We start from the raw sequence: 20,070 nt of genomic DNA on the forward strand, positions 1-20,070 counted from the left end.
CATCGCCTCAAACCCGCAGCAGCAAGAACTGGGTCGCCATCCCTCCGCGCGTGGCAGCCGCGCTCACAAAGCAGGCGTCCCCCCGCATCACCCTTCACGACCTGCGACACCTCGCCGCCACCCTCTCCATCACCGCGGGCACCCCACTCACCGTCGTCTCCAAAACCCTGCGGCACTCCACCCTCTCCACCACCGCCAACCTCTACAGCCACCTCACCCAGCAAGCCGCCCACGACGCCGTGGACGCCATCGACACCGCACTGCTCCCCCGCTGCTCCATCACGCCCAGCGGCTAGACCGCCGCGCCCACACTTCGTCGCCACGTCCGCGATATCAGGCGAGGTCAGGCACTCAACTCTCAACCCGGCCACGTGGAGCGACATCTCCCTTGCCTTGATCGATATCGACGTGTTAACGCAGTTGTCCGCCACTCCTCGCGCCCTGCGCGCGTCACAGAGAGGAGCGGACCCTTCAGTTGGTTAATGAACACTAACGAATCTGGGCTCACTCTCGGGCCTTGACCTCGATCGGGCCACCCCCATACGTTATTGCCGAATAACATTCGACGGAAGGGTAGGTTGGTGTATGGACTTCATCCTCGCGAACACCTGCAACGCCCCTGCCTCCCAAGCTGCCCGCGAGGTGTGGAATGACTGAGCAACTGCAAGGGGTGGACGCAGCTGCCTTCCGCTCGGCGCTGGTGAACTCTGCGCTCGGCGCCCTCGTCCAGGGCGGCGGGGCCATTGTTCGGGAACCGGAGGAGGGCCCCCACGAGGTTCGGGCCGTGGCTCGAGACCCATGGGGCAACACCGTGGTGCTCTACGGGCCGCGGTAGGCGGTCAGTTCCGGTCCCGGGGGCCCGAACGTGCGAAGCCCAACGCGCTCAGCATTTCGTCCTCATGCGTCTTCCCTGCGCTGATCTACACCTCACCTTCTTCTGGCCGAGGTTCAATCGCAGAGGGCTTCTCTGGTCGGTCTATGGAGGGCTGGCACTGTGTCCCCTGTTCACGATTGGCTCACCGGCCGTCTCAGGGACCGAGAGTTCGCTATGGCCGACACTGGACCTCAACTGGTACCCCTATTACAACGCAGGATTGTTTTCCACGCCAGCGGCACTCTTTCTCGGATGGCTCGGAACTCTCACCTCGTCGAGGCACAACGGAACAAAATCGCGTGAAGCGTATAGGCGGAAAGGGGGGTCGGGTCCGTGGCCACGGCCAGGAACTATTGGTTCAACTCCGGGCTTGCGCGGATACGCGCTGCCCCAAGCAGCAAGAAGATCACGCCCTACTAGAGGCCGAACGCCCTCCCTCATTACGGGAGGGCAAGTCGGCCTGTCATACGGGACAATTGTTGTCTGCATGTCGGGAGAGCCATAAAGTGAACGAGCGTCCGTCAATCGCAAAACTCAAGGAAGAGCGCAGGTTCGCACCCCCCGCCGACCTGGCCGCAGGCGCCAACGTCACCGCGGAGGCGTATGAACAGGCCAAGGCTGACAGGCTCGGCTTCTGGGCCGAGCAGGCCCGCCGGCTGACCTGGGCCAAAGAGCCTACCGAGACGCTGGACTGGTCGAACCCGCCGTTCGCGAAGTGGTTCAAGGACGGCGAGCTCAACGTCGCGTACAACTGCGTGGACCGGCATGTGGAGGCCGGACACGGCGACCGGGTCGCCATCCACTTCGAGGGCGAGCCCGGCGACAGCCGCGCGATCACCTACGCCGAGCTCAAGGACGAGGTCTGCAAGGCCGCCAACGCCCTGCTGGAGCTGGGTGTCCAGAAGGGCGACCGGGTCGCGGTCTACATGCCGATGATCCCGGAGACGGCGGTCGCGATGCTGGCCTGCGCGCGTATCGGCGCGGCGCACTCCGTCGTCTTCGGCGGCTTCTCGGCGGATGCCATCGCCACCCGGATCCAGGACGCGGACGCCAAGGTCGTCATCACTTCCGACGGCGGCTACCGACGCGGCAAGCCGACTGCGCTCAAGCCGGCCGTGGACGACGCGGTGGCGCGCGTGGAGAACGTCGAGCATGTACTCGTCGTCCGGCGCACCGGTCAGGACGTGGCATGGGACGACAGCCGCGACGTGTGGTGGCACGAGATCGTCGAGCGGCAGAGCGCCGAGCACACGCCTGAGGCGTTCGAGGCGGAGCACCCGCTGTTCATCCTGTACACCTCCGGGACGACGGGTAAGCCCAAGGGCATCCTGCACACGTCCGGCGGCTACCTCACCCAGACCGCATATACCCACCACTCCGTCTTCGACCTCAAGCCGGAGACGGACGTCTACTGGTGCACCGCCGACGTCGGCTGGGTGACCGGGCACTCGTATGGCGTGTACGGGCCGCTGGCGAACGCCGCGACGCAGGTCATGTACGAGGGCACGCCGGACGCACCGCACCAGGGCCGGTTCTGGGAGATCGTGCAGAAGTACGGTGTGACGATCCTGTACACGGCGCCGACCGCGATCCGTACGTTCATGAAGTGGGGCGACGACATCCCCGCGAAGTTCGACCTCGGCAGCCTGCGGCTGCTGGGTTCCGCAGGTGAGCCGATCAACCCCGAGGCGTGGATCTGGTACCGCAAGAACATCGGCGCCGACCGCACCCCGGTCCTCGACACCTGGTGGCAGACCGAAACCGGCGCAATGATGATCTCGCCACTGCCGGGCGTCACCGCGACCAAGCCCGGCTCCGCGCAGAGCCCGCTGCCCGGCATTTCCGCGACCGTCGTCGACGACAAAGGCAACGAGGTGCCCGACGGTGATAGCGGCTACCTTGTGCTGACCGAGCCGTGGCCGTCGATGCTGCGCACCATCTGGGGCGACGACCAGCGGTTCCTGGACACGTACTGGTCGCGGTTCGAGGGCAAGTACTTCGCCGGCGACGGGGCGAAGAAGGATGACGACGGGGACATCTGGCTGCTGGGCCGGGTCGACGACGTCATGGTGGTGTCTGGGCACAACATCTCCACCACGGAGGTGGAGTCGGCGCTGGCGTCGCACCCTTCGGTCGCCGAGGCGGCCGTCGTCGGCGCAACGGACGAGACGACCGGGCAGGCGATCGTCGCCTTCGTGATTCTGCGCAGTACGGCCGCCGAGACCGAAGACCTGGTCGCCGACCTGCGCAACCACGTCGGCGCCACCCTCGGCCCGATCGCCAAGCCGAAGCGGATCCTGCCGGTGGCCGAGCTGCCCAAGACCCGCTCCGGCAAGATCATGCGCCGGCTGCTGCGGGACGTCGCCGAGAACCGCCGGCTCGGTGATGTCACCACGCTGACCGACGCGACCGTCATGGACCTCATCCAGGCGAAGCTCCCGGCGGCGCCGAGCGAAGACTGAGCGAGGAACGCGTCCGGAGGGCACCCGGCGACCGCGCCAGGTGTCCTCCGCGAACGTATGGCGGAGCCCGCCGATATAACGACATTCCGGCATGTCGCCGTAGGACTGGCCGTCGGCGTGCTGCTGCTCGCCGGCCCGGCAGTCGCCCCGCGACCGACAACGACACGGTCGTGGCGGCAGGCTGCGGTACGAGCGCCAACGCCGACTCACGCCAGCGCTGTATCGGGCCGTGTTCAGCGTGTCTGCCGATGGTGTGAGCGGCGCTTGACCTCGGCGACGGCCGGGGGAGAGGGTCTGTACGCACGGTCTGCTGGCGACGTGCACCAGTTTCTCTGATGGCCTCGGCGCCGGCTCCTCTTGCTTGAGTCACGCGGAGCGCCCCACGTAACGGACCAGCCACGTGAGCATGGCGTCGAGGTCATTGGCGGCCGAGAGGACCTTGTCGACGGCTTCCGGGGTGTGTAGCCAGTCGTCGCAGCCGAGGGGGCGGGCAGCGATCAGTGAGCGGTGGCGCAGCAAGTCCGTACGGGAGTGGCCGGGCGGATATCCCCGCGGGGTCTGTTTCATCACGTCCCCGGAGATGTCGTAGCCCCTCTTTCTCAAGTCCTCGATGATGGCGGCGAGCTCGCGGCCGCTGCCCTCGGCGGCGACGCCTTTGCGGAACATGGCGACCTGGCCGGGGTCCGGATACCACCAAGCGCCCTGGATCCGCAGGCCGTCCAGGTCGAACCGCAGACCGATCTCGATCTTGCGGCCGAGACGGATCACCGCGCCCTGATGCTGCCACCACCAGGAGTTCCTGCGGTAGTGCCAAACGGAGAAGTCCTCATACCGGGGATCGGCGTCTGCCACATCATTCAGCAGTGCGATCATCGGCTGCCGGACCAGACGTTCGCGATCCGCGCGGTACTGCTCGCGCACTGCGTGTGACGGCTCGCCCTGCAAATGCAGCAACACGTCCATGGCTCGCTCTGGCCAGCCGGTGAATCCTTTGCTCATGCGGGGCACGATAAAGCCAGAGCGTCGACCGAACAGGGTTGGATACAGAGCAGGAGGCTGGGTCGCCTCGGCCGGGGTTGCGACAGGGGCGTCGGAGTGGCGATTCCGGGGGGCGCGATGTGGCAGAGGGTGTCGAATGAGGCACTGCCCGCGAAGGAGCAGTTGCCCTATTGGGCCGAGTTGGTCTCCCGTGAGCTGGCACCGCTCACCCTGAGCAGCGCGAACGTCGCGGGCTTCCCCGCGCGGGCCTCCGTGCTGTCCCTGGGCTCCGTACGGGTGGCCGCGTTCGACAGCCCGCCCGCGCACCTTAGACGCACCTGGGCGGACATCCGGCGGTCCGACCCGGGCACGTACCAGCTGACCTTCGTCTCCGGCACCTCTTTGTGGATCAGCCAGCGGCGCCAGGACTCCGGGCTGGTGCTCGGCGACATGGTGCTCTTCGACGTATCGCACCCGTTCGAGGGCGCGGTGCCCGACCAAGGCCGCCACACCCAGGTGGTCATCATGCAGTTGCCGCGCGAACTGCTCCCGCTTCCGCCGGACAAGGTCCACCGGCTCCTCGCCCAGCCCTTGTCGGCCCGCACGGGCATGGGAGCGATCCTCGCCCGGTTCATGACCACACTGGACGCCTACGGCCCTGACTGCGACCCCCGCGAACTGAGCCGATTAGGAGTGATGGCGCTCGACCTGGCGGGCGCCTGTCTGGCCCAGCACCTCGGAGCCTACGACGACCTTCCGGTCGAGACCCGCCAGCAGGCCATGCTGGACCGCGTCAACGCCTTCATCGACCACAACCTCAGCGATCCGGAGCTGAGACCGGCGGACATCGCGGCACACCATCACATCTCCGTGCGCTCCCTGCACACGCTCTTCCAGCAGCAGGGGGAGACCGTGGCGGCCTCGATACGCCGGCGCCGCCTGGAACGCTGCCACACCGACCTCACCGACCCACGGCAGCGGCGGCGGTCCATCAGCGCCATCGCCGCCCGGTGGGGATTTGTGCGCCCGGCGGACTTCAGCCGGGCGTTCCGCGGCGCGTACGGCGTGACGCCCAGAGAACTCCGGCAGGCGGCACTGTGCAGTCAGCCGGATACGCGCAACGGGCTGCGCTGAACGACAAGTAACACCGCACGCATCGCCAACTCGCAGCCGGCGGCGCGTGCCACGATGTCAGGCGGGAGAAGGGTACGGGGGCCCAGCGCCGCACGAAGCCCTGCTCGGCGTTCCGGTCGCAGTCGTCAATCACTCATGACGGACGGGGCGTTCCAGCGATGCGCAAGCACCTCGGCGGGGCGCCGGGTGAGACCAGCGCAACCCTTCACGTGGATGTCCAAGGCACTCATGGAGGTTCCTCTGTGATCTCACGGCACGCACGAGGGGCGCGGCTCCTCTTGGCCCTACTTGCCGGGCTCGCAGCCTGCACGTTCACCATCGCACCTGCCACGGCGGACGAGCAGGCAAGGACGGAAAGACTGGCGATCAGACCCCAGGGAGCGCTTATCGATCTTCCCGCGGCCCACCGGGAGGCCCGGAGCGTAACCGTGAAGGCCGCGCCCCCGACGAGCTGTGTATGGGGCTGGGACCAGGGAACGGAGGCGTTGGCCTGGTACGCCGAAAACAAGTTGGTCAATACTCACAACCAGTGGACGGGCCACTGGGAGTGTCTCGCGGCCGAGCCTGGTTCCGAGTACGGCTATCTCGATGCGAACAGCGAGATCATCCTCAACGGTGTCGAGAGGGCAGACGGCGTCATGGACTCCTGCGAGCAGGGGGACCTTGGCGGCTGCCTGGGCGTTGCCACGCCCGGGCAGTGGGACTGCTCGGGAGGCGCCGCTTGCGCGGGGAACTACACCATCCAGGCAGCCTTCATCGTTGAACTGGCTGATGGGTGGACGTGGACTGGCCCCGGAACAGACGGGCCGTGTAGGTACTGGAGCGCGGACCACACAACCATCGCCTGCTTAGCGCAGTGGAGTTACCACTTCCCGGCCGTACGACCGTAACGACGCGCCGCACCTGCGAGGGCGAAAGAGAGCGCCAAGGCGCTGCTTCCGCCTGAGCGGGTGCGACCGCAGAGCCGTAGGGGAGCCTCCACGCCGGCCGAGCCCGCCTCACCGTCGAGAATCTGGCCAGGCGCCTACCGCGGCGTCCACGCCCCCGCCCGCGGCCGCAACGACAGTCTGGCCCGCCGCCCCGGCTCCGCGGCCAGGAACACCACCTGCTGCACCTGAGGCCCACACCCGGGGCACCCGAGCCCGTGCCGCACCTCAGCCCGCAGGCCCGCCACGCCTCTCCCCACCACCCTCCTCTCTCCGGCCCCTCCCAGGCCCCGCCCGTTCCACGCCCACCCAAGGAGCTGACGATGTCCGAGATGAACACCGCGTGCCCCGTGGCAGCCCTGACCGCCGCCGCAGCACTGCTTGCAGCAGGGATCACACTGGCCGCCGCACCCCCAGCCGCTGCCGCCCAGGGTGACATCAACTGCCCCAGCGCCCAGTGGTACGCCGACGACATCGACTGCCGCATGACGCACAACGGCCCCGGCAGCCGGTGGTACGAAGGCGAATGGGTGGCGGTGCACATCACCCGCTACGGCACGGCCTGGGCCAACGGATACGACCCCCACGCCGGCCATTACTACAGCGTGCTGCTGTCCAATGGCTCCACCAGCATGTACTCCGAGGCCAAGTACGGCGGTACCGGCATCGGCGTCTCCGTCGGCACGGTCTCGGTGACCAGCCAGGTCAAGGCCGCCCTGGGCGTCCGAAACGGCAACATCATCACCGTCACCCGCAGAGCCTGACCCTGCTCACCCAGTGAAGAACCACCATGAATGCGGCTCCGGCGGCCGCCGTCGCCCCGCAGCACGGCCCTCTCCAGCGCGACCAAGACCTCCTCGTCGACCCGCAGGCCCGCCGCGTCGTGATGGGCCCGGGCCATGGTCGAGTCGATGCTGACCAGCGAGAGATCCACCTGACCCCGCCTGGCGGCTCCGCGTCTCGCCACACGAGTGTTCCACCAGCCCGGGTGATCACGACTCCGTACACGCCCTTGGCGACATCAGGTGCGGGGAAAGCTTCGGCCCCGCTCAGCCACTCACCACACCGAGCAGGACCCGGACCGTCTCCGCCATCGCCTCCCGGCCCTGGGCGACGTAGGGGCGGGGGTCGGTCAGGTCGGGGCGCTCCGCCAGCGTCTCGCGGACCGCGCCGGTGAACGCGATGTTGAGAGCGGTACCGATGTTGATCTTCACGATGCCCGCCTGAACGGCTTGTCGCAGATCGTCGTCGCCGACGCCCGACGAACCGTGCAGCACCAGAGGTACGGGCACGGCCTCCCGCAGGCGTTCGATGAGCGCGTGGTCCAGTGTCGCGGAGCGTTCGGTCATCGCGTGGCTGCTGCCGACGGCGACGGCCAGGGCGTCCACGCCGGTGTCCGCGACATAGCGCGCCGCCTCCTGTGGGTCGGTGCGCACCCCGGCCGCGTGGGCGCTCGCGGGAGCGTCGGGCTTGCCGCCCACATAGCCGAGTTCGGCCTCCAGCCACAGGCCCGCGCCGTGGGCCCACTGGGTCGCGGCGCGGGTGGCGGCGAGGTTCTCGGCGTACGGCCGCGCCCCGGCGTCGAACATCGCGGAGGAGAACCCCGCGTCCGCCGCCGTGCGCAGCAGCCGCATGTCCGTCACGTGGTCCATGTGCAGTGCGACGTCGACGTCACAGGCCTTGCCGACCTCGGCCGCGGCCCGCGCGATCGGCTCGACCCGGCCGCCGTGGAACCGTACGGCGTTCTCGCTGATCTGCAGGATCACCCCCGGGGCGCCCGCGGCGGCCGCGCCGGCGGTGATCGCCTCGGCGTGCTCCAGCGTGATCACGTTGAACGCCGCGACGGCCCGGCCTGCGGCGGCGGCCTTCGAGACGAGTTCGCGCGTGGGAACCAGGGGCATAAAGGTGTCCCCTCGCTTTCATGTCGGTTCGGTGAGTACGGGCCGGTGTCGGCCCGTACCGCTACGTGGTTCGGCCGGTACGGATATGTGGGCGATCAGGACTTCTGCGGGGCCGGACTCACGTCCGCGCCGTCGTCCGCCGCGCCCGGGGCCACGGAGTTCTCGCCGCTCTTCTCGTCGCTGTAGACCATCAGGGTCGAGCCCGCGAGGGCCAGCACGATACCGAGGGCGCCCCACACGTTCGGGAGCGTCCGGTAGACCGCCAGGGACAGCACGATGGTCAGCACCGGGGCCAGCGCGTTGGTGATGGGGGCGACGACCGTGGCCTTGCCCCGGCTGAACGCCATGACCAGGAACAACGCGCCGACCGCGTTGAGGACCTGCGTCACCGCGGTGAGGGCCGGCGCCTGCCACGGAGCGTCGGACGGGAATTCGCCCATCATCGCGAACGCCACCGGAACCAGCAGCAGTCCGCTGATGGTCATCCAGCCGAAGGTCGTCGCGTCGTTGACCCCGACCACCGCGGCCTTGCGCATGCAGAACGCCTGCACGCCCCAGGCAACACAGATCAGGATGGCCATCAGCAGCCACGGGCCGTGCGAGTTCGAGTCGTCCTTGCCGCTGGGAATGCTGAGCAGCACGATCGCCGCCAGCGCCGCGACGACACCCACGAGGGCGAGCCGGTTGATCCGCTCCCGCAGCAGCGCCATCGCCATGAGGACGGTGACCACCGGGGAGAGCGACACCAGGGGGAAGATCAGGTACGCCGGGCCGTTGGCGAGCGCGTGGAACAGCAGGAGTTGGCCGCCGGCACCGGTCAGCCCCGCGATCAGTCCGTACACGGCGGCGATCGGCCGGCGGTCGAATGTGTGGCCGCGCATCGCGAAGTACGCGGGTATGAGCATCGTGAAGGCCCAGATGATGTAGATCATCTCGTTGGGGTAGCCGTACCTGCTGTTCGGCTCGCTGGAGAAGGCGCCCCACACACCCCAGAACAGGACCAGCAGCGACGCGTACGGGATCCAGCTCTTCGTGCCTCTGTTCATCGGTCTTCCCCTCGTGAGGCGGAGATCCCGGAGGCCATGCGCAGCGCGTCGAGCGCGGGCCGGCCGAGCGGAATTCCGGCGATTTTCGCCGCGTACAGGGCGGCACCTACGACGGGCTCGTACAGAGGCTGTCGCAGTTCGTAGTGGGTGAAACGACTCTTCAGTTCGGTGGCGAACGCCTCCAGAACCGCGTCCGCGCCGAAGGTGCCGCCCGAGCAGGAGACCGGTACGGTCTCGTCCGGGCCGAACTCCAGCCGCTCGCGGGTGACTTCGACGAGCAGGGCGAGTTCCCGGCCGGCCTCGGCGAGGATCGCCGAGGCGGCCTCGTCGCCCAGACCGGCCGCCTCGGCCACCGAGCGGCTGAGCGCGGCGATCCGGCCGCGGTCGCCCTGCCACTGGTTGTGGACGACGTCGATCACGTCGAGGTCGGACGCGAGATCCAGGTGGCGCCGGAACACCTCGGCCAGGGGGCCCTCGGGGAGCCGTCCGTCGCCCATCCGCGAGAAGGCGTTGAGGCCGCGGATCGCGATCCAGTGCGCCGATCCCTCATCGCCGAACATCTCGCTCCAGCCACCGACGCGCACGCTCCGGCCCAGCCGCTCGCCGTAGGTCATGGAGCCGGTGCCGCTGATGACGTTGATGCCGTCGACCGCGCCCAGTGAACCAGCCCAGCCGCAGACCATGTCGTTGTCGCAGGCGTAGCGGTCGTGTCCGAGCACGGCTCGCGGGGTCGCGTTCAGGACGGGCAGATCGCGGGCCGCCTCCCCGTAACCGGGCAAGCCGAAAAAGGCGTACTCGATGTCGGCGGGGGTCAGCTCGGCCGCCGCACAGACAGCGTCGACGCCTTCCCCCAGCACACGCTCGACGAGCTCGATGCCGTGGGAGAAGTAGTACGAACTTGCCGCCTGCGCTCGCGCCACGACTTGTCCGCCCCGGTCGACCAGGCAGAATGCGGTTTTCGTACCGCCGCCGTCGACACCTAGGAACATCGTTGTACCTCCGTCCGGCGCCCTGGATCCGCGCCGTTGATGCCTTTGATCAGTGGTGCAAGGAGTGCAGGGTCACGCCCTGCACGACGCGGTTGACCTCACCCGAGGGGAACGGGTTGTCGGCCCGCAGGCCCAGGGCCTGGGAGGCGCGCAGGGCGATGAGCTGGGCGTACACCACAGCGGACAGCGCCAGGGCGACGTCCTCGACGCCATCGAGGCCCGGCAGCGGCCAGGCGTCGTTGCCGTCCGCTTCCGCGTCGGGGCCCGCGGAGACCGTGACGACGCTGCCGGCGGGAAGATTTCCGCGCAGCTCCGCGGAGATGTCCTGGTCGTACTTGCGGGTGTAGGGGTCGTTCGACATGTACACCACGGCGACCGAACGGTCGTTGAGCACCGCCTTGGGACCGTGCCGGAATCCCAGCGAGGTCTCCGAGACGGCCATGAGCCTCCCACCGGTGAGTTCGAGCACCTTCAGCGCCGACTCCGCGGCGAGGCCCTTCAGCGGGCCGCTGCCCAGGAAGACGATGCGCTCGGGCGCGCGGGCCACGAGGGCGCCGACGGTGCGGTCCACGGCGTCGCTCTCGCAGATCGACTCGACCGCCTCGGCCAGGCGTTCGGCGACCCCGTCGTAGGCGCTGCCGCCGAGAGCGAGCAGTGCCGCGAGCGTCATGCACGTGAAGCTCGACGTCATGGCGAAACCGCGGTCGTTGGACGCGGCCGGCATCAGCAGCACGTGGGACTTCGGCAGCTCCGCGTGCTCGCGGGCCAGGCGGCCCTGCTCGTTGCAGGTGATCACGAGGTGGTGCACCTCGGAGAGGACCTGGTCGGCCAGGGCGGTGGCGGCCACGGACTCCGGGCTGTCACCCGAGCGCGCGAAGGAGACCAGCAGCGTGGGAACGTCCTCGGCGAGACAGCCGCGGGGGTCGGCGACGAGGTCCGTGGTGGGGACCGCGTCGACGCGGCGTCCCAGGCGCCGGGCCAGGGCGGGCTGGAGCACCTGGCCGGCGAACGCGGAGGTGCCGGCACCGGTGAGTACGACGCGCAGGTCACCGCGGGCGACGAGCGGACGTAGGAAGGCGTCCAGCGACTCCCGGGAGTCCGCGACGATCCGGTCGACCTCCCGCCACAGGGCGGGCTGCTGGGCGATCTCGCGGGCGGTGTGGGTGGCGCCGTCGTCCAGGGACAGGGCGCCGGAGGGCGTGGTCACACGTGCTCCATCAGGTGGGGGTGGGAGGCGCGGTCGTAGTCGCGCAGAACGTCGCGGATGTGGTCCACGGCCAGGTCGCGCGGCCGGGCGGCGAGCTCGCCGTGGCGGACGCGGGCGTACTGGAGTGGGAGGTGGGCGCTGAGCAGCGGCAGGGGGATGTCCACGGCCGAGAGGTTGTCCATCAGCCGGGCCTGGGCCTTTTCGATCTCAGGGTCGGGCCAGTAGTAACGCATCCGGTCGCTGTAGCTGTAGCGGCGGGCGAGGCGCTGCTCGGCAGCGCTGCCCGGATAGTAGCCCTCCCACTTGGCGGGCTCGGCGAGCATCCGCTCCTCGACGACCTCGGGAAGGCGTGACCGCTCGGCGGCCGGGACCAGCTCGTCCTCGATCGCGGCGAGGGCGAACAGCGCCTCGCGCAGGGCGAAGGTCAGCCCGGGGCCCACCTTGAGGACCGCCCAGTGGTCCTCGACCAGTGCGGTGAGCGTCTCGGCGGTCTGGTAGTCGGTCGAGTGGGCCTCGTAGACCATGGTGGGCTCGTCGTCGAGGACCTTGCGCAGCTCCTCGGTCAGCTCGCGCCGGTAGTCGACGACCTGCACATGGTCGAACTCGACGGCCGGCTGGACCACGAGGGCCATGACGCGCGGCCAGACCTCGTCGATGCCGTGCTGGGCGAACGCCTTGCGGTGCTGCTCCAGAGTGGTGCGCGCCGCCTCGGGCGTGGTCGGGACGAGCGCGTCGAGCGTCTCGTGCGCGCCGCCGGGTGTGGGCACCTCGGTACCGATCACGTACCGGATCCGCTCGGCCCGCTCGGGGCCGGCCGTCTCCTCGGCCACCCGGATCAGCCGCGCGGCGCGTTCGGCGACCACATCGTCGGTCAGCGGTACGGGGTCACCGGCGCAGGCGAAGCTGCAGTCCAGGTGGATCTTGGTGAAGTCCGCCGCCACGTAGGCGGCGACCAGGGCGTCGGCCCGCTCCATCGCCTCGTCGGGCGTCAGGGACTGCCACCGGTTCGGTCCGAGGTGGTCGCCGCCGAGAATCACGCGGTCCAGTGGCAGACCACTTTCGGCGGCGATGCCGTACACGAGGTCGCGGAAGTCCGCGGGCCGCATGCCCGTGTAACCGCCGTACTGGTCGACCTGGTTCGAGGTCGCCTCCACCAGTACATGACCGCCGGTCTCCCGTGCTTGCACCACGGCTGCCTCGATGACCAGCGGATGAGCCGAACACACCGAGGTGATGCCCTGCGGCTGTCCGGCCTTCTGACGCCGGACCACCTCGCTCAATGGGCTCTGCATTGCCAACCCCTTACTCAATGTGTATCTCAAGCCAATGTGCCGTCATGGCCTGCGGCTCATTTCGGACAGTACTGGTCTTATTTGGGGTCGTCAATAGTCTTATTCTGGTCTGCATCTGGTATTGCACAAGGTATTGCGCAACCGAGCCGGCGGATCCGCGGCGATCGTCCAAGTCCGGCTGGTGATCGTTTAAGTCTGGTTGGTGATGGAGGCCCGGAACCGGTAGCGGTCCCCCCGGTAGACCTGGACGGTCAGTTCGATCGGGCGTGATTCCTGGTTCGACGTCAGCTGGGTCGCGACGAGCATCGGCATGGTCTCCCCGATCTCGAACAGCTCGATCTCCCGTGGCGTCGGGTGGCGGGCCTCGACCGAATAGTCCGCGATGCGGGGCAGCTGCGGCGGGTTGGCGGCGCGCAGGGTGGCGTAGAGCGAGGCCGTATTGAAGTCGGTCTCGGCCAGGGCGGGGCAGGCCGCCAACGGAAGCCGGTTGTGCTCGAGCGCGACGAGCAGACCGTCGAGGAAGCGCAGTCGGTGGAGGTCGAAGAGGTCGGCGCCCGGAGCGATCCGGAGCTGCTCGGCCTCGGACACCGTGGCCGGGCGAACGGTGGCGGAGAGCACCTTGCCGGCCGCGGTCAAGCCGTTGACCTGCGCATAGTCGGCGAACCCCTGGACCTGCGGGGCCGCCGAGGCGGACGTCGTCGTCGCCTCGGGGGGCAGACCGAGCTCGGCGACGAACCACCCGCGCGACGACGACGGCCGCACGATGCCCCGCGACTCCAATTGCGCGAGGGCCGCTCGCAGCGTCACGCGCGACACGGCGTACCGGTCGGCCAGGGCCCGCTCGGAGGGCAGCCGGTCACCGGGGCGGGCGGCAGCGGCGCGCAGGTCGTCGAGCAACTGCGTGGCTGTGCGCTCGTACAACGGGAGGACGTCGTCACCGAACAGGCCTCTGGGCATCGACGTGCTCGCATCTGTCATACCAGAAGCATACCAATCCGATCGACGGCGCGAACCCTCCTCGAGGAGGCCCCACCCGTTGACATGCCACTCGCATACCGCTTACGTTCTCGAAGCAGACCACCCGGTGATAAAGAAGTCGCCCGTGAGCGACCTTCCGTTTCGCCGGGCCTCGGGCACCCGCCGGTGATCGACGCAGCGTTGTCGCAGCTCACCGAGGATGCCCGTCCGCTGCTGCCGGAGGCGACCTCGCGCTGGGGCACGCGTTCGGACGATAAGCCGTTCCCCCGACCCCAGCCGACCCACTGCGAAAACCGGTAGTAGACCAGGCACCGACCAGCCTTACGGACAGCCTTACGGACGGTCGCTTCGTCGCGAGCGTGCGGCTCGACTTTGACGATCCCCAACGACGGACAAAAGGCGGCTGCCCCAGTCGGGCACGCACGACCGAAAGAGAGTTCGACATGACGGACATGAACCGGCGAAGCGTACTGAAGGTGGCGCTGGGGGGTGCCGGCCTGGCCGCCTTCCCCGCCGTGGCCATGGGCGCCTCACCCGCGGCCGCCGCACCGAACTCGGATCCTGACCTCGTCGGAGTCGGCGACACCTCCATCACCCTGGAGTTCGACGACCAACTGCGAAGCCGGGTGGCGCTCAAGGGCGTCGACCTCACCCGCTTCGACGCCGGCGAAGCCCTGCTGGTGGGTGGTAAGGCCATCGAGGCGTTCGCCTACCGCGGGCACCGGACCCGCGGCATCCGGCACCCCCGCCACGGCGCGGGCGTCCGGGTGACCATCGAGGGCATGTCCAAGGAAGGCGTACAGAAGACGGTCGTGCTGACCTCCTTCGAGCGTCTTACCGGCATGATCGTGATGAAGGTGACCTACACCAACAGGTCCTCCACCGCGCTGAAGGTGACCGGGTGGCGCAACGGAGCCCATGAACTCCTGGAGACTCCCGACGGCTTCTACACCTTCTCCGGTACCACGTACACGGACCGCCGCGACTGGGTGATGCCGGTGAATGACGGCTATGTCCAGCAGAACTCGTTGGGGATGGACTCCTCCGACTACGGCGGCGGCACCCCGCTGGCGACCGTCTGGCGCCGGGGCGCGGGCCTCTCCGTCGGACATGTCGAGCCCGTGGCGACGGCCCTGCGCATGCCGGTCCGCAAGACGGACGCCGGAGCGAGCATCGCCATCCAGGACGGCACCGCCCGCACCCTGAAGCCGGGCCGTCGGCTCAGCACCGACACCACGTTCCTGACCGCCCTCCCGGGCGACCACTTCGTGCCGCTCCAGCGGTACCGCGACTACATGAGCGACATCGGCCAGCGCGCCCCCAAGGTCCCCGCCTCGGCCTTCGAGCCCATCTGGTGTGCCTGGGGCTACGAGCGCGACTTCACCATCGAGCAGATCACCGGAGCGCTGCCGAAGGCGCACGAGGTCGGTCTGCGCTGGGCCGTGCTCGACGACGGCTGGCAGAGCAACGAGGGCGACTGGGACATCAACACGGCGAAGTTCCCGCGCGGCGAAGCGGACATGCGGGCCTTCACCAAGGAGATACGGGACGCCGGTCTGCGGCCGCGCCTGTGGTGGGCCCCGCTGGCGGCGGACCCCGACAGCAACCTGTTCCGGGACCGGCCCGACATGCTGCTGCTGGACCGCGACGGCAACAAGCAGGACGTCACCTGGTGGGACGCCTACACCCTCTGTCCGGCCTACCAGCCGACGGTGGACTACTTCGTCGAGCAGGCGAAGAGGTTCATCGGCGACTGGGGTTACGAGGGGCTCAAGATCGACGGCCAGCACCTCAACAGCGTCGCGCCCTGCTACAACCCGAAGCACCGGCACGCCCGCCCCGAGGAATCCACCGAGGGCGTGGCCCTGTTCTGGAAGGCGATCCACGAAGCCGCGCACGAGGCGAACCCCGACGCCCTCGTCGAGCTATGCCCCTGCGGCACCGCCTTCGCCTTCCACAACCTGCCCTACGTCGACCAGTACCCCAGCTCGGACCCGGAGTCCTCCTACCAGGTCCGGAGCAAGGGCAAGACGATGAAGGCGCTGATGGGCGCGGGCAGCAGCTACGCCGGCGACCACGTCGAACTGAGCGACGGCGGGAACGACTTCGCGTCCTCTTACGGGGTCGGAGCCGTCCTGTCGACCAAGTTCACCCTCCCCGGAACCGGAGCCCCGGACAAGGCGACCGACCTCACCCCGGAGAAGGAGGTCCTCTGGCGCAAGTGGGTGTCCCTGTACGAGAAGAACATGCTGTCCACCGGCGAGTACCGCGGTGAGCTGTACGACATCGGCTTCGACAAGCCCGAGGCGCATGTCGTGGCCAAGAAGCGGACCCTCCACTACGCCTTCTACGCCGACCAGTGGGACGGGACGGTCGAGCTGCGCGGTCTGGGCCGCACGCGGTACCGCCTGACCGACCCGTTCACCGGCAAGTCACTCGGAACTGCCACTGCTCAGCACAACACCGTGAAGCTGTCCTTCGAGCGGTTCCAGCTCATCGTGGCCGAGCCCATCGGCTGATCAGCCGGGGCGGCCGGGCGGCCGGGGTGGCCGGGGCAACACTTTTGATAATGCGAGTGGCGTGCCACAGGTTTGCCGGACCCCCGCTTCTCCACCCGTGACGTGGAGTCCCGGATGCCCCGCCTGGTACCGGACACCCCGCCGCAGCGTGTCCTCGCGGCCACGAACTTCGTCTACACCATGAGCTACGGCCTCTGTCTGACGGCCGGTCTGCTCTACTTCGCCGAGGCGGTCCACCTTTCGGCAGGTCAGGTGGGGCTCGAACTCGGCATGGCCGGTGTGGTCGCGCTGGTCCTGGGCGTCACCGTCGGTCATCATCTGGCGGACCGGCACGGCGCGCGCGGCGTCTACGCGGTGACGCTCACTGTCCAGGCGCTGGCCACCAGCTGCTTCGTGCGGGCGGACACCTTCTGGCCGTTCGTGGTCGCGGACTGCGCGGCCGCCGGGGCGAGGACGGCCGGGACAGCCGCCCGCTCCCCGCGGCCGGGACCACCACCTTGGCCGGGGTGAGCAGCCCTTCCCCCGCTTGTATCCGGTCGGTGCACATTCGCTAGCGAATACACGGGAAGCCGCAGGTGAGGGAACGAAGTCCGCCGGACGCGCAAGGGCCCTGGCCAGGGCAGTATTTGCCCTGGCCAGGGTCGTGACATAAGCCGGGCAGCCTCTCAGCGCTAGCCGTGTGCTTCCCAGCCCCGTCCGAACAACCACAACCCCGGTCGTCGGGCCATGGCCAGTGAGGTACGCCGCCCAGAATCACGCCTACGGGTCTGGGTGCCAGTACTCGGCGACCGCGCGCCGACGAGTTGGGGGTGCCAACCCCGGGTGCCCTCGCGGCTCGGCTTACACGGCTCTTGTCATCCTGATGAAACCGGTGGGCACGGGCCCGACGGGCTGGACTTCGCTGCGCCCGGCACCACTCAGGGCTGTGCGGGAAAACGGGTCGACGATCCAGTCAAACCGGTGCTCGCGCTGAGGGCCGCGCCCACCGCTATCAGCCTGTACGTGCTCGATGGGGTGGTGGGGGCTGAGCCGCGCTCTCCTACCGCGCGGTCAGGCAGCATCGGGCCGCAGCACGACCCCACCCGGGGTCACGACGTTGGGCAGGATCAGGCGGCCCGGGGGGTGTCGTCGTCGATCTCGCTGAGGGTTTCGGTGCTGGTTTCGGGGGCCCAGGCCCAGCAGACCAGTGCACCGGCGAGCAACACGACGACGCAGCCAGCCAGGGCGGCCTTCATGCCGTAGCTGTCGGCGACCAACGGAAGCAGGAAGGTGCTTCCCGCCGAGCCGATCCGGCTGGCGGCCACGGCGATGCCGACGCCGGAGGCGCGCACGGCGGTGGGGAACAGCTCGGGGGGATAGACGAACTCCAGGTTCACCGCGGCGGCGAGGACGAACGCGAACGCGGTGAACAGCACGACCGCGATCACCGGCGACAGATCGGCGAAGACGGTCAGGCCCGCCAGCAGCGCGCCACCGACCAGGAAGGTGCTGATCAGGAAGAAGCGCCTGGAGATTCGGTCGATGAGCAGAAGCCCCACGATCGCGCCCGCCAGCAGGAACACGTTGTAGAGCGCGCCAGCGCCCAGCTTGCTGGTGACCCCCAGGGACCCCATCACTTGCGGTGTGAAGGTGCCCAGAGCGAAGAACGGGATGACCTGACAGACATAGAACAGCGCGCCGACCGCGGTCCTTCTGCGGTAGGCCGGACCGAACAAGGTCCGCATGCCGCGCTTCGGCGCGGCCTCGACGCGGAGCGGCGGCCGCACGTAGTCCCCGAGGTGTTTGCGTACGATCGCGGCGGCTTCGTCGTCGCGGCCTTTCCGCGTCAGCCACAGCGGTGCCTCCGGCACACCGAGCCGGAGCCCGAGGATCAGCAGCGCGGGAATAGCACTGATGGCCAGCATGTACCGCCAGGCGTCGTCGCTGGTGCCGGAGAGCAGGAAGCCGACCAGGTAGGCGAAGACATAACCGGCCGACCAGGCCACGGCCAGCAGGCTCATAAGCCGGCCTCGAACGTGGCGCGGCGCGTGCTCGGTGACCAGTGACTTGCTGACCACATAGTCGGCGCCGAGAACCAGGCCGAGCAACAGGCGCAGGATCAGCAACTGAGTCGCAGACTGAACGAAGAACTGCGCCGCGGAGAGGATCGCGAAGAGCAGCATGTCCCACGCGAAGATCTGCCGGCGGCCGATCCGGTCGGCGAGCGGGCCAACGATGACGGCGCCCACGAACAGGCCGGTCAGGGTGGCCGCGCCGAGCAGGCCGACCCACAGCGGGGACAGGTCCAGCACCTTGGTGGCCGAGGCGATGACGATGCCGATGATGCCGAGGATGAACCCGTCGGAGAACTGGCCGCCGGTCCCGGCGATCGCCACCCGGATGTGGAAACGGGTGAGCGGGGCATCCTCGTAGGCGACGGAGGTGGCGGAGGTGGAGTGGTGCGCGGAGGTGCTCATGACCCGGTCACTCCATTCCCGGCGGTGGTGTCGCGCAGTCGGGTGGTGGTGTTCTCGTAGCCCTCGGTGGCCGACAGCTCGACCCAGTGGTCGAGGGCGCCGGTGAGGTTGCGTTCACGGTGCGGGCCGTCCCACCGTAGCCCCTCGACGCAGCGGCGGGCGAAGGTCTCTGCCGCTGCGGTGAGGTCGCCGAAAATCGTGATCAGGGCGTCGACGACGACCGGCTCCATCACGTTTAGCTCAAGTTCGCCGTCGGCGACGGCGCAGTCGACGGTCAGGGCCCCGCCCCGGACCCGATGGCTGAGCTGCATGACGTATTCGGGGATCACCGGGTTGACCTTCGCCGGCATGATCGAGGACCCCGCCTGTACGGCCGGGATGGTGAGGTCGCCGAACCCGCCCCGCGGGCCGGAGGAGAGCAGCCTGAAATCCGCCGCGATCTTGGCCATGGTGATCGCGGCACGGGAGCCCGCGGCGGCGATCGCCGCGTAGGGGTCCAGGTGGGACAGGGCGTCGAACCGGTTCGCCGTGGCTGTCACCGGCAGCCCGGTCAGCGCCGCCAACTCGGTGGCGACCCGCTCGCCGAAGCTGTCCGGGGAGCCGATCCCGGTGCCGACCGCCGTGGCGCCGATCGGCACCTCGCGCAGGGCGGCGGCAGCCGACTCCAGGGCGTCGGCCACTCGGCGCGTGGCGGCGGCGTGACCGCGGTGGGAGTCGCCGGCGGTGAGGCTGACGGCATCCTGGAGACAGGTGCGGCCCAGATGCGGGGTGGCGGCGAACTCCTCGGCCTTCCGGTCGAACGCCATGGCCAGCTCACGCAGCGCGGTGACCGGGGCGGCGACCAGTTCCAGCACGGTGAGCGCCATTGCGGTCGGGTAGCTGTCGTTGGTCGACTGCGAGGCGTTGACGTGATCGTTCGGATGCACGAGAACACCGGCGATCGCCGAGGCCCGGGCCGCGATGACCTCGTTGATGTTCATGTTCGTGGTGGTGCCGCCGCCACCGTGCACCAGCGGGGTCGGGAACTGGTCGGCGTGCTTTCCGTCGATGATCTCCTGGCAGGCGCCGGTGATCGCGTCCCGACGCGTACCGTCGAGGACTCCGCACTCGTGGTTGACGCGCGCGGCGGCGAGCTTGACCCGCGCGTAGTTGCGCACGAAGGACGGCACGTCTCCGAAGGCGGGGCCCCGAAGCGGGAAGTTCCGGACACCCAGTTCGGTCTGGAGCCCATAGAGCCGTTTTCCGGTGGTGTCGTAAACGTCGGCGGTCATCGTTCGACTCACCCTCTCCTTGGAAAGCGTCGTTGCA

16 protein-coding genes are annotated in these 20,070 nt (G+C 68.9%); 7 read left to right on the forward strand and 9 right to left on the reverse strand.

Translation table 11 applies throughout. From position 1 onward, the window contains the following. Both BBH68_RS38175 and acs read left to right on the forward strand, forming a co-directional pair. Nucleotides 1–296: tyrosine-type recombinase/integrase (locus tag BBH68_RS38175; protein ID WP_170066648.1), on the forward strand; the 296-nt coding region annotated here is incomplete at its 5' end. A 1,084-nt stretch (nt 297–1,380) separates the two neighbouring features. Continuing rightward, nucleotides 1,381–3,336 carry an acetate--CoA ligase gene (gene acs / locus BBH68_RS38185; protein ID WP_065968504.1) on the forward strand — a complete coding sequence of 652 codons (1,956 nt, stop codon included), beginning with the start codon at nt 1,381–1,383 and terminating at the stop codon, nt 3,334–3,336. 366 nt (nt 3,337–3,702) lie between these two features. Here acs and BBH68_RS38190 read toward each other — a convergent pair whose 3' ends face one another. Next, nucleotides 3,703–4,335: a DUF2461 family protein gene (locus tag BBH68_RS38190; protein ID WP_245738532.1), complete on the reverse strand. Its 633-nt coding sequence runs from the start codon at nt 4,333–4,335 to the stop codon at nt 3,703–3,705. Nucleotides 4,336–4,464: 129 nt separating this feature from the next. On the opposite strand from BBH68_RS38190, the gene BBH68_RS38195 reads away from it, so the two are divergent. The 3 genes from BBH68_RS38195 to BBH68_RS38205 all read left to right on the forward strand — a co-directional run bounded on the left by BBH68_RS38195 (nt 4,465) and on the right by BBH68_RS38205 (nt 7,138). Then, nucleotides 4,465–5,448: an AraC-like ligand-binding domain-containing protein gene (locus BBH68_RS38195; RefSeq protein ID WP_158080333.1), complete on the forward strand. Its 984-nt coding sequence runs from the start codon at nt 4,465–4,467 to the stop codon at nt 5,446–5,448. Nucleotides 5,449–5,606: 158 nt separating this feature from the next. After that, nucleotides 5,607–6,338: a hypothetical protein gene (locus BBH68_RS38200; RefSeq protein ID WP_141713165.1), complete on the forward strand. Its 732-nt coding sequence runs from the start codon at nt 5,607–5,609 to the stop codon at nt 6,336–6,338. 359 nt (nt 6,339–6,697) lie between these two features. Next, the gene (locus BBH68_RS38205; RefSeq protein WP_065968508.1) at nt 6,698–7,138 is read left to right on the forward strand and encodes a hypothetical protein; all 441 of its coding nucleotides are present in this window, start codon (nt 6,698–6,700) and stop codon (nt 7,136–7,138) included. A 285-nt stretch (nt 7,139–7,423) separates the two neighbouring features. Here the strand turns inward: BBH68_RS38205 and BBH68_RS38210 are convergent, their stop codons facing one another. The 6 genes from BBH68_RS38210 to BBH68_RS38235 form a co-directional block, all read right to left on the reverse strand. Beyond that, nucleotides 7,424–8,275 (reverse strand): class II fructose-bisphosphate aldolase, encoded by an 852-nt coding sequence (locus BBH68_RS38210; RefSeq protein ID WP_065968509.1) that lies wholly within the window; start codon nt 8,273–8,275, stop codon nt 7,424–7,426. A gap of 95 nt (nt 8,276–8,370) precedes the next feature. Beyond that, on the reverse strand, nt 8,371–9,321 hold the full coding sequence (locus BBH68_RS38215; RefSeq protein WP_065968510.1) for a DMT family transporter: 951 nt from the start codon (nt 9,319–9,321) through the stop codon (nt 8,371–8,373). After that, on the reverse strand, nt 9,318–10,310 hold the full coding sequence (locus tag BBH68_RS38220; protein WP_065968511.1) for a BadF/BadG/BcrA/BcrD ATPase family protein: 993 nt from the start codon (nt 10,308–10,310) through the stop codon (nt 9,318–9,320). Before BBH68_RS38220 ends, BBH68_RS38215 begins: the two co-directional genes overlap by 4 nt. A 49-nt stretch (nt 10,311–10,359) precedes the next feature. Then, a complete protein-coding gene (locus BBH68_RS38225) occupies nt 10,360–11,517 on the reverse strand; it encodes an SIS domain-containing protein (RefSeq protein WP_065968512.1) in 1,158 nt (385 codons plus the stop codon). Beyond that, nucleotides 11,514–12,809 (reverse strand): D-tagatose-bisphosphate aldolase, class II, non-catalytic subunit, encoded by a 1,296-nt coding sequence (locus BBH68_RS38230; protein WP_065968513.1) that lies wholly within the window; start codon nt 12,807–12,809, stop codon nt 11,514–11,516. Before BBH68_RS38230 ends, BBH68_RS38225 begins: the two co-directional genes overlap by 4 nt. A gap of 189 nt (nt 12,810–12,998) precedes the next feature. Next, nucleotides 12,999–13,787: a GntR family transcriptional regulator gene (locus BBH68_RS38235; protein WP_065968514.1), complete on the reverse strand. Its 789-nt coding sequence runs from the start codon at nt 13,785–13,787 to the stop codon at nt 12,999–13,001. Between the two features lie 443 nt (nt 13,788–14,230). On the opposite strand from BBH68_RS38235, the gene BBH68_RS38240 reads away from it, so the two are divergent. Next, complete coding sequence (locus BBH68_RS38240; RefSeq protein ID WP_065968515.1) at nt 14,231–16,306, forward strand: glycoside hydrolase family 36 protein; 2,076 nt, start codon at nt 14,231–14,233, stop codon at nt 16,304–16,306. Nucleotides 16,307–16,420: 114 nt separating this feature from the next. Next, entirely contained in the window at nt 16,421–16,816 is a 396-nt protein-coding gene (locus tag BBH68_RS38245) for an MFS transporter (RefSeq protein WP_065968516.1), read from the forward strand. 596 nt (nt 16,817–17,412) lie between these two features. On the opposite strand, the gene BBH68_RS38250 is transcribed toward BBH68_RS38245, so the two are convergent. Then, entirely contained in the window at nt 17,413–18,681 is a 1,269-nt protein-coding gene (locus BBH68_RS38250; RefSeq protein WP_245738533.1) for an MFS transporter, read from the reverse strand. 77 nt (nt 18,682–18,758) lie between these two features. Beyond that, complete coding sequence (locus BBH68_RS38255; protein WP_065968518.1) at nt 18,759–20,033, reverse strand: lyase family protein; 1,275 nt, start codon at nt 20,031–20,033, stop codon at nt 18,759–18,761. Nucleotides 20,034–20,070: the final 37 nt, after the last annotated feature.

Source organism: Streptomyces sparsogenes (assembly GCF_001704635.1).
Lineage (GTDB): Bacteria > Actinomycetota > Actinomycetes > Streptomycetales > Streptomycetaceae > Streptomyces > Streptomyces sparsogenes.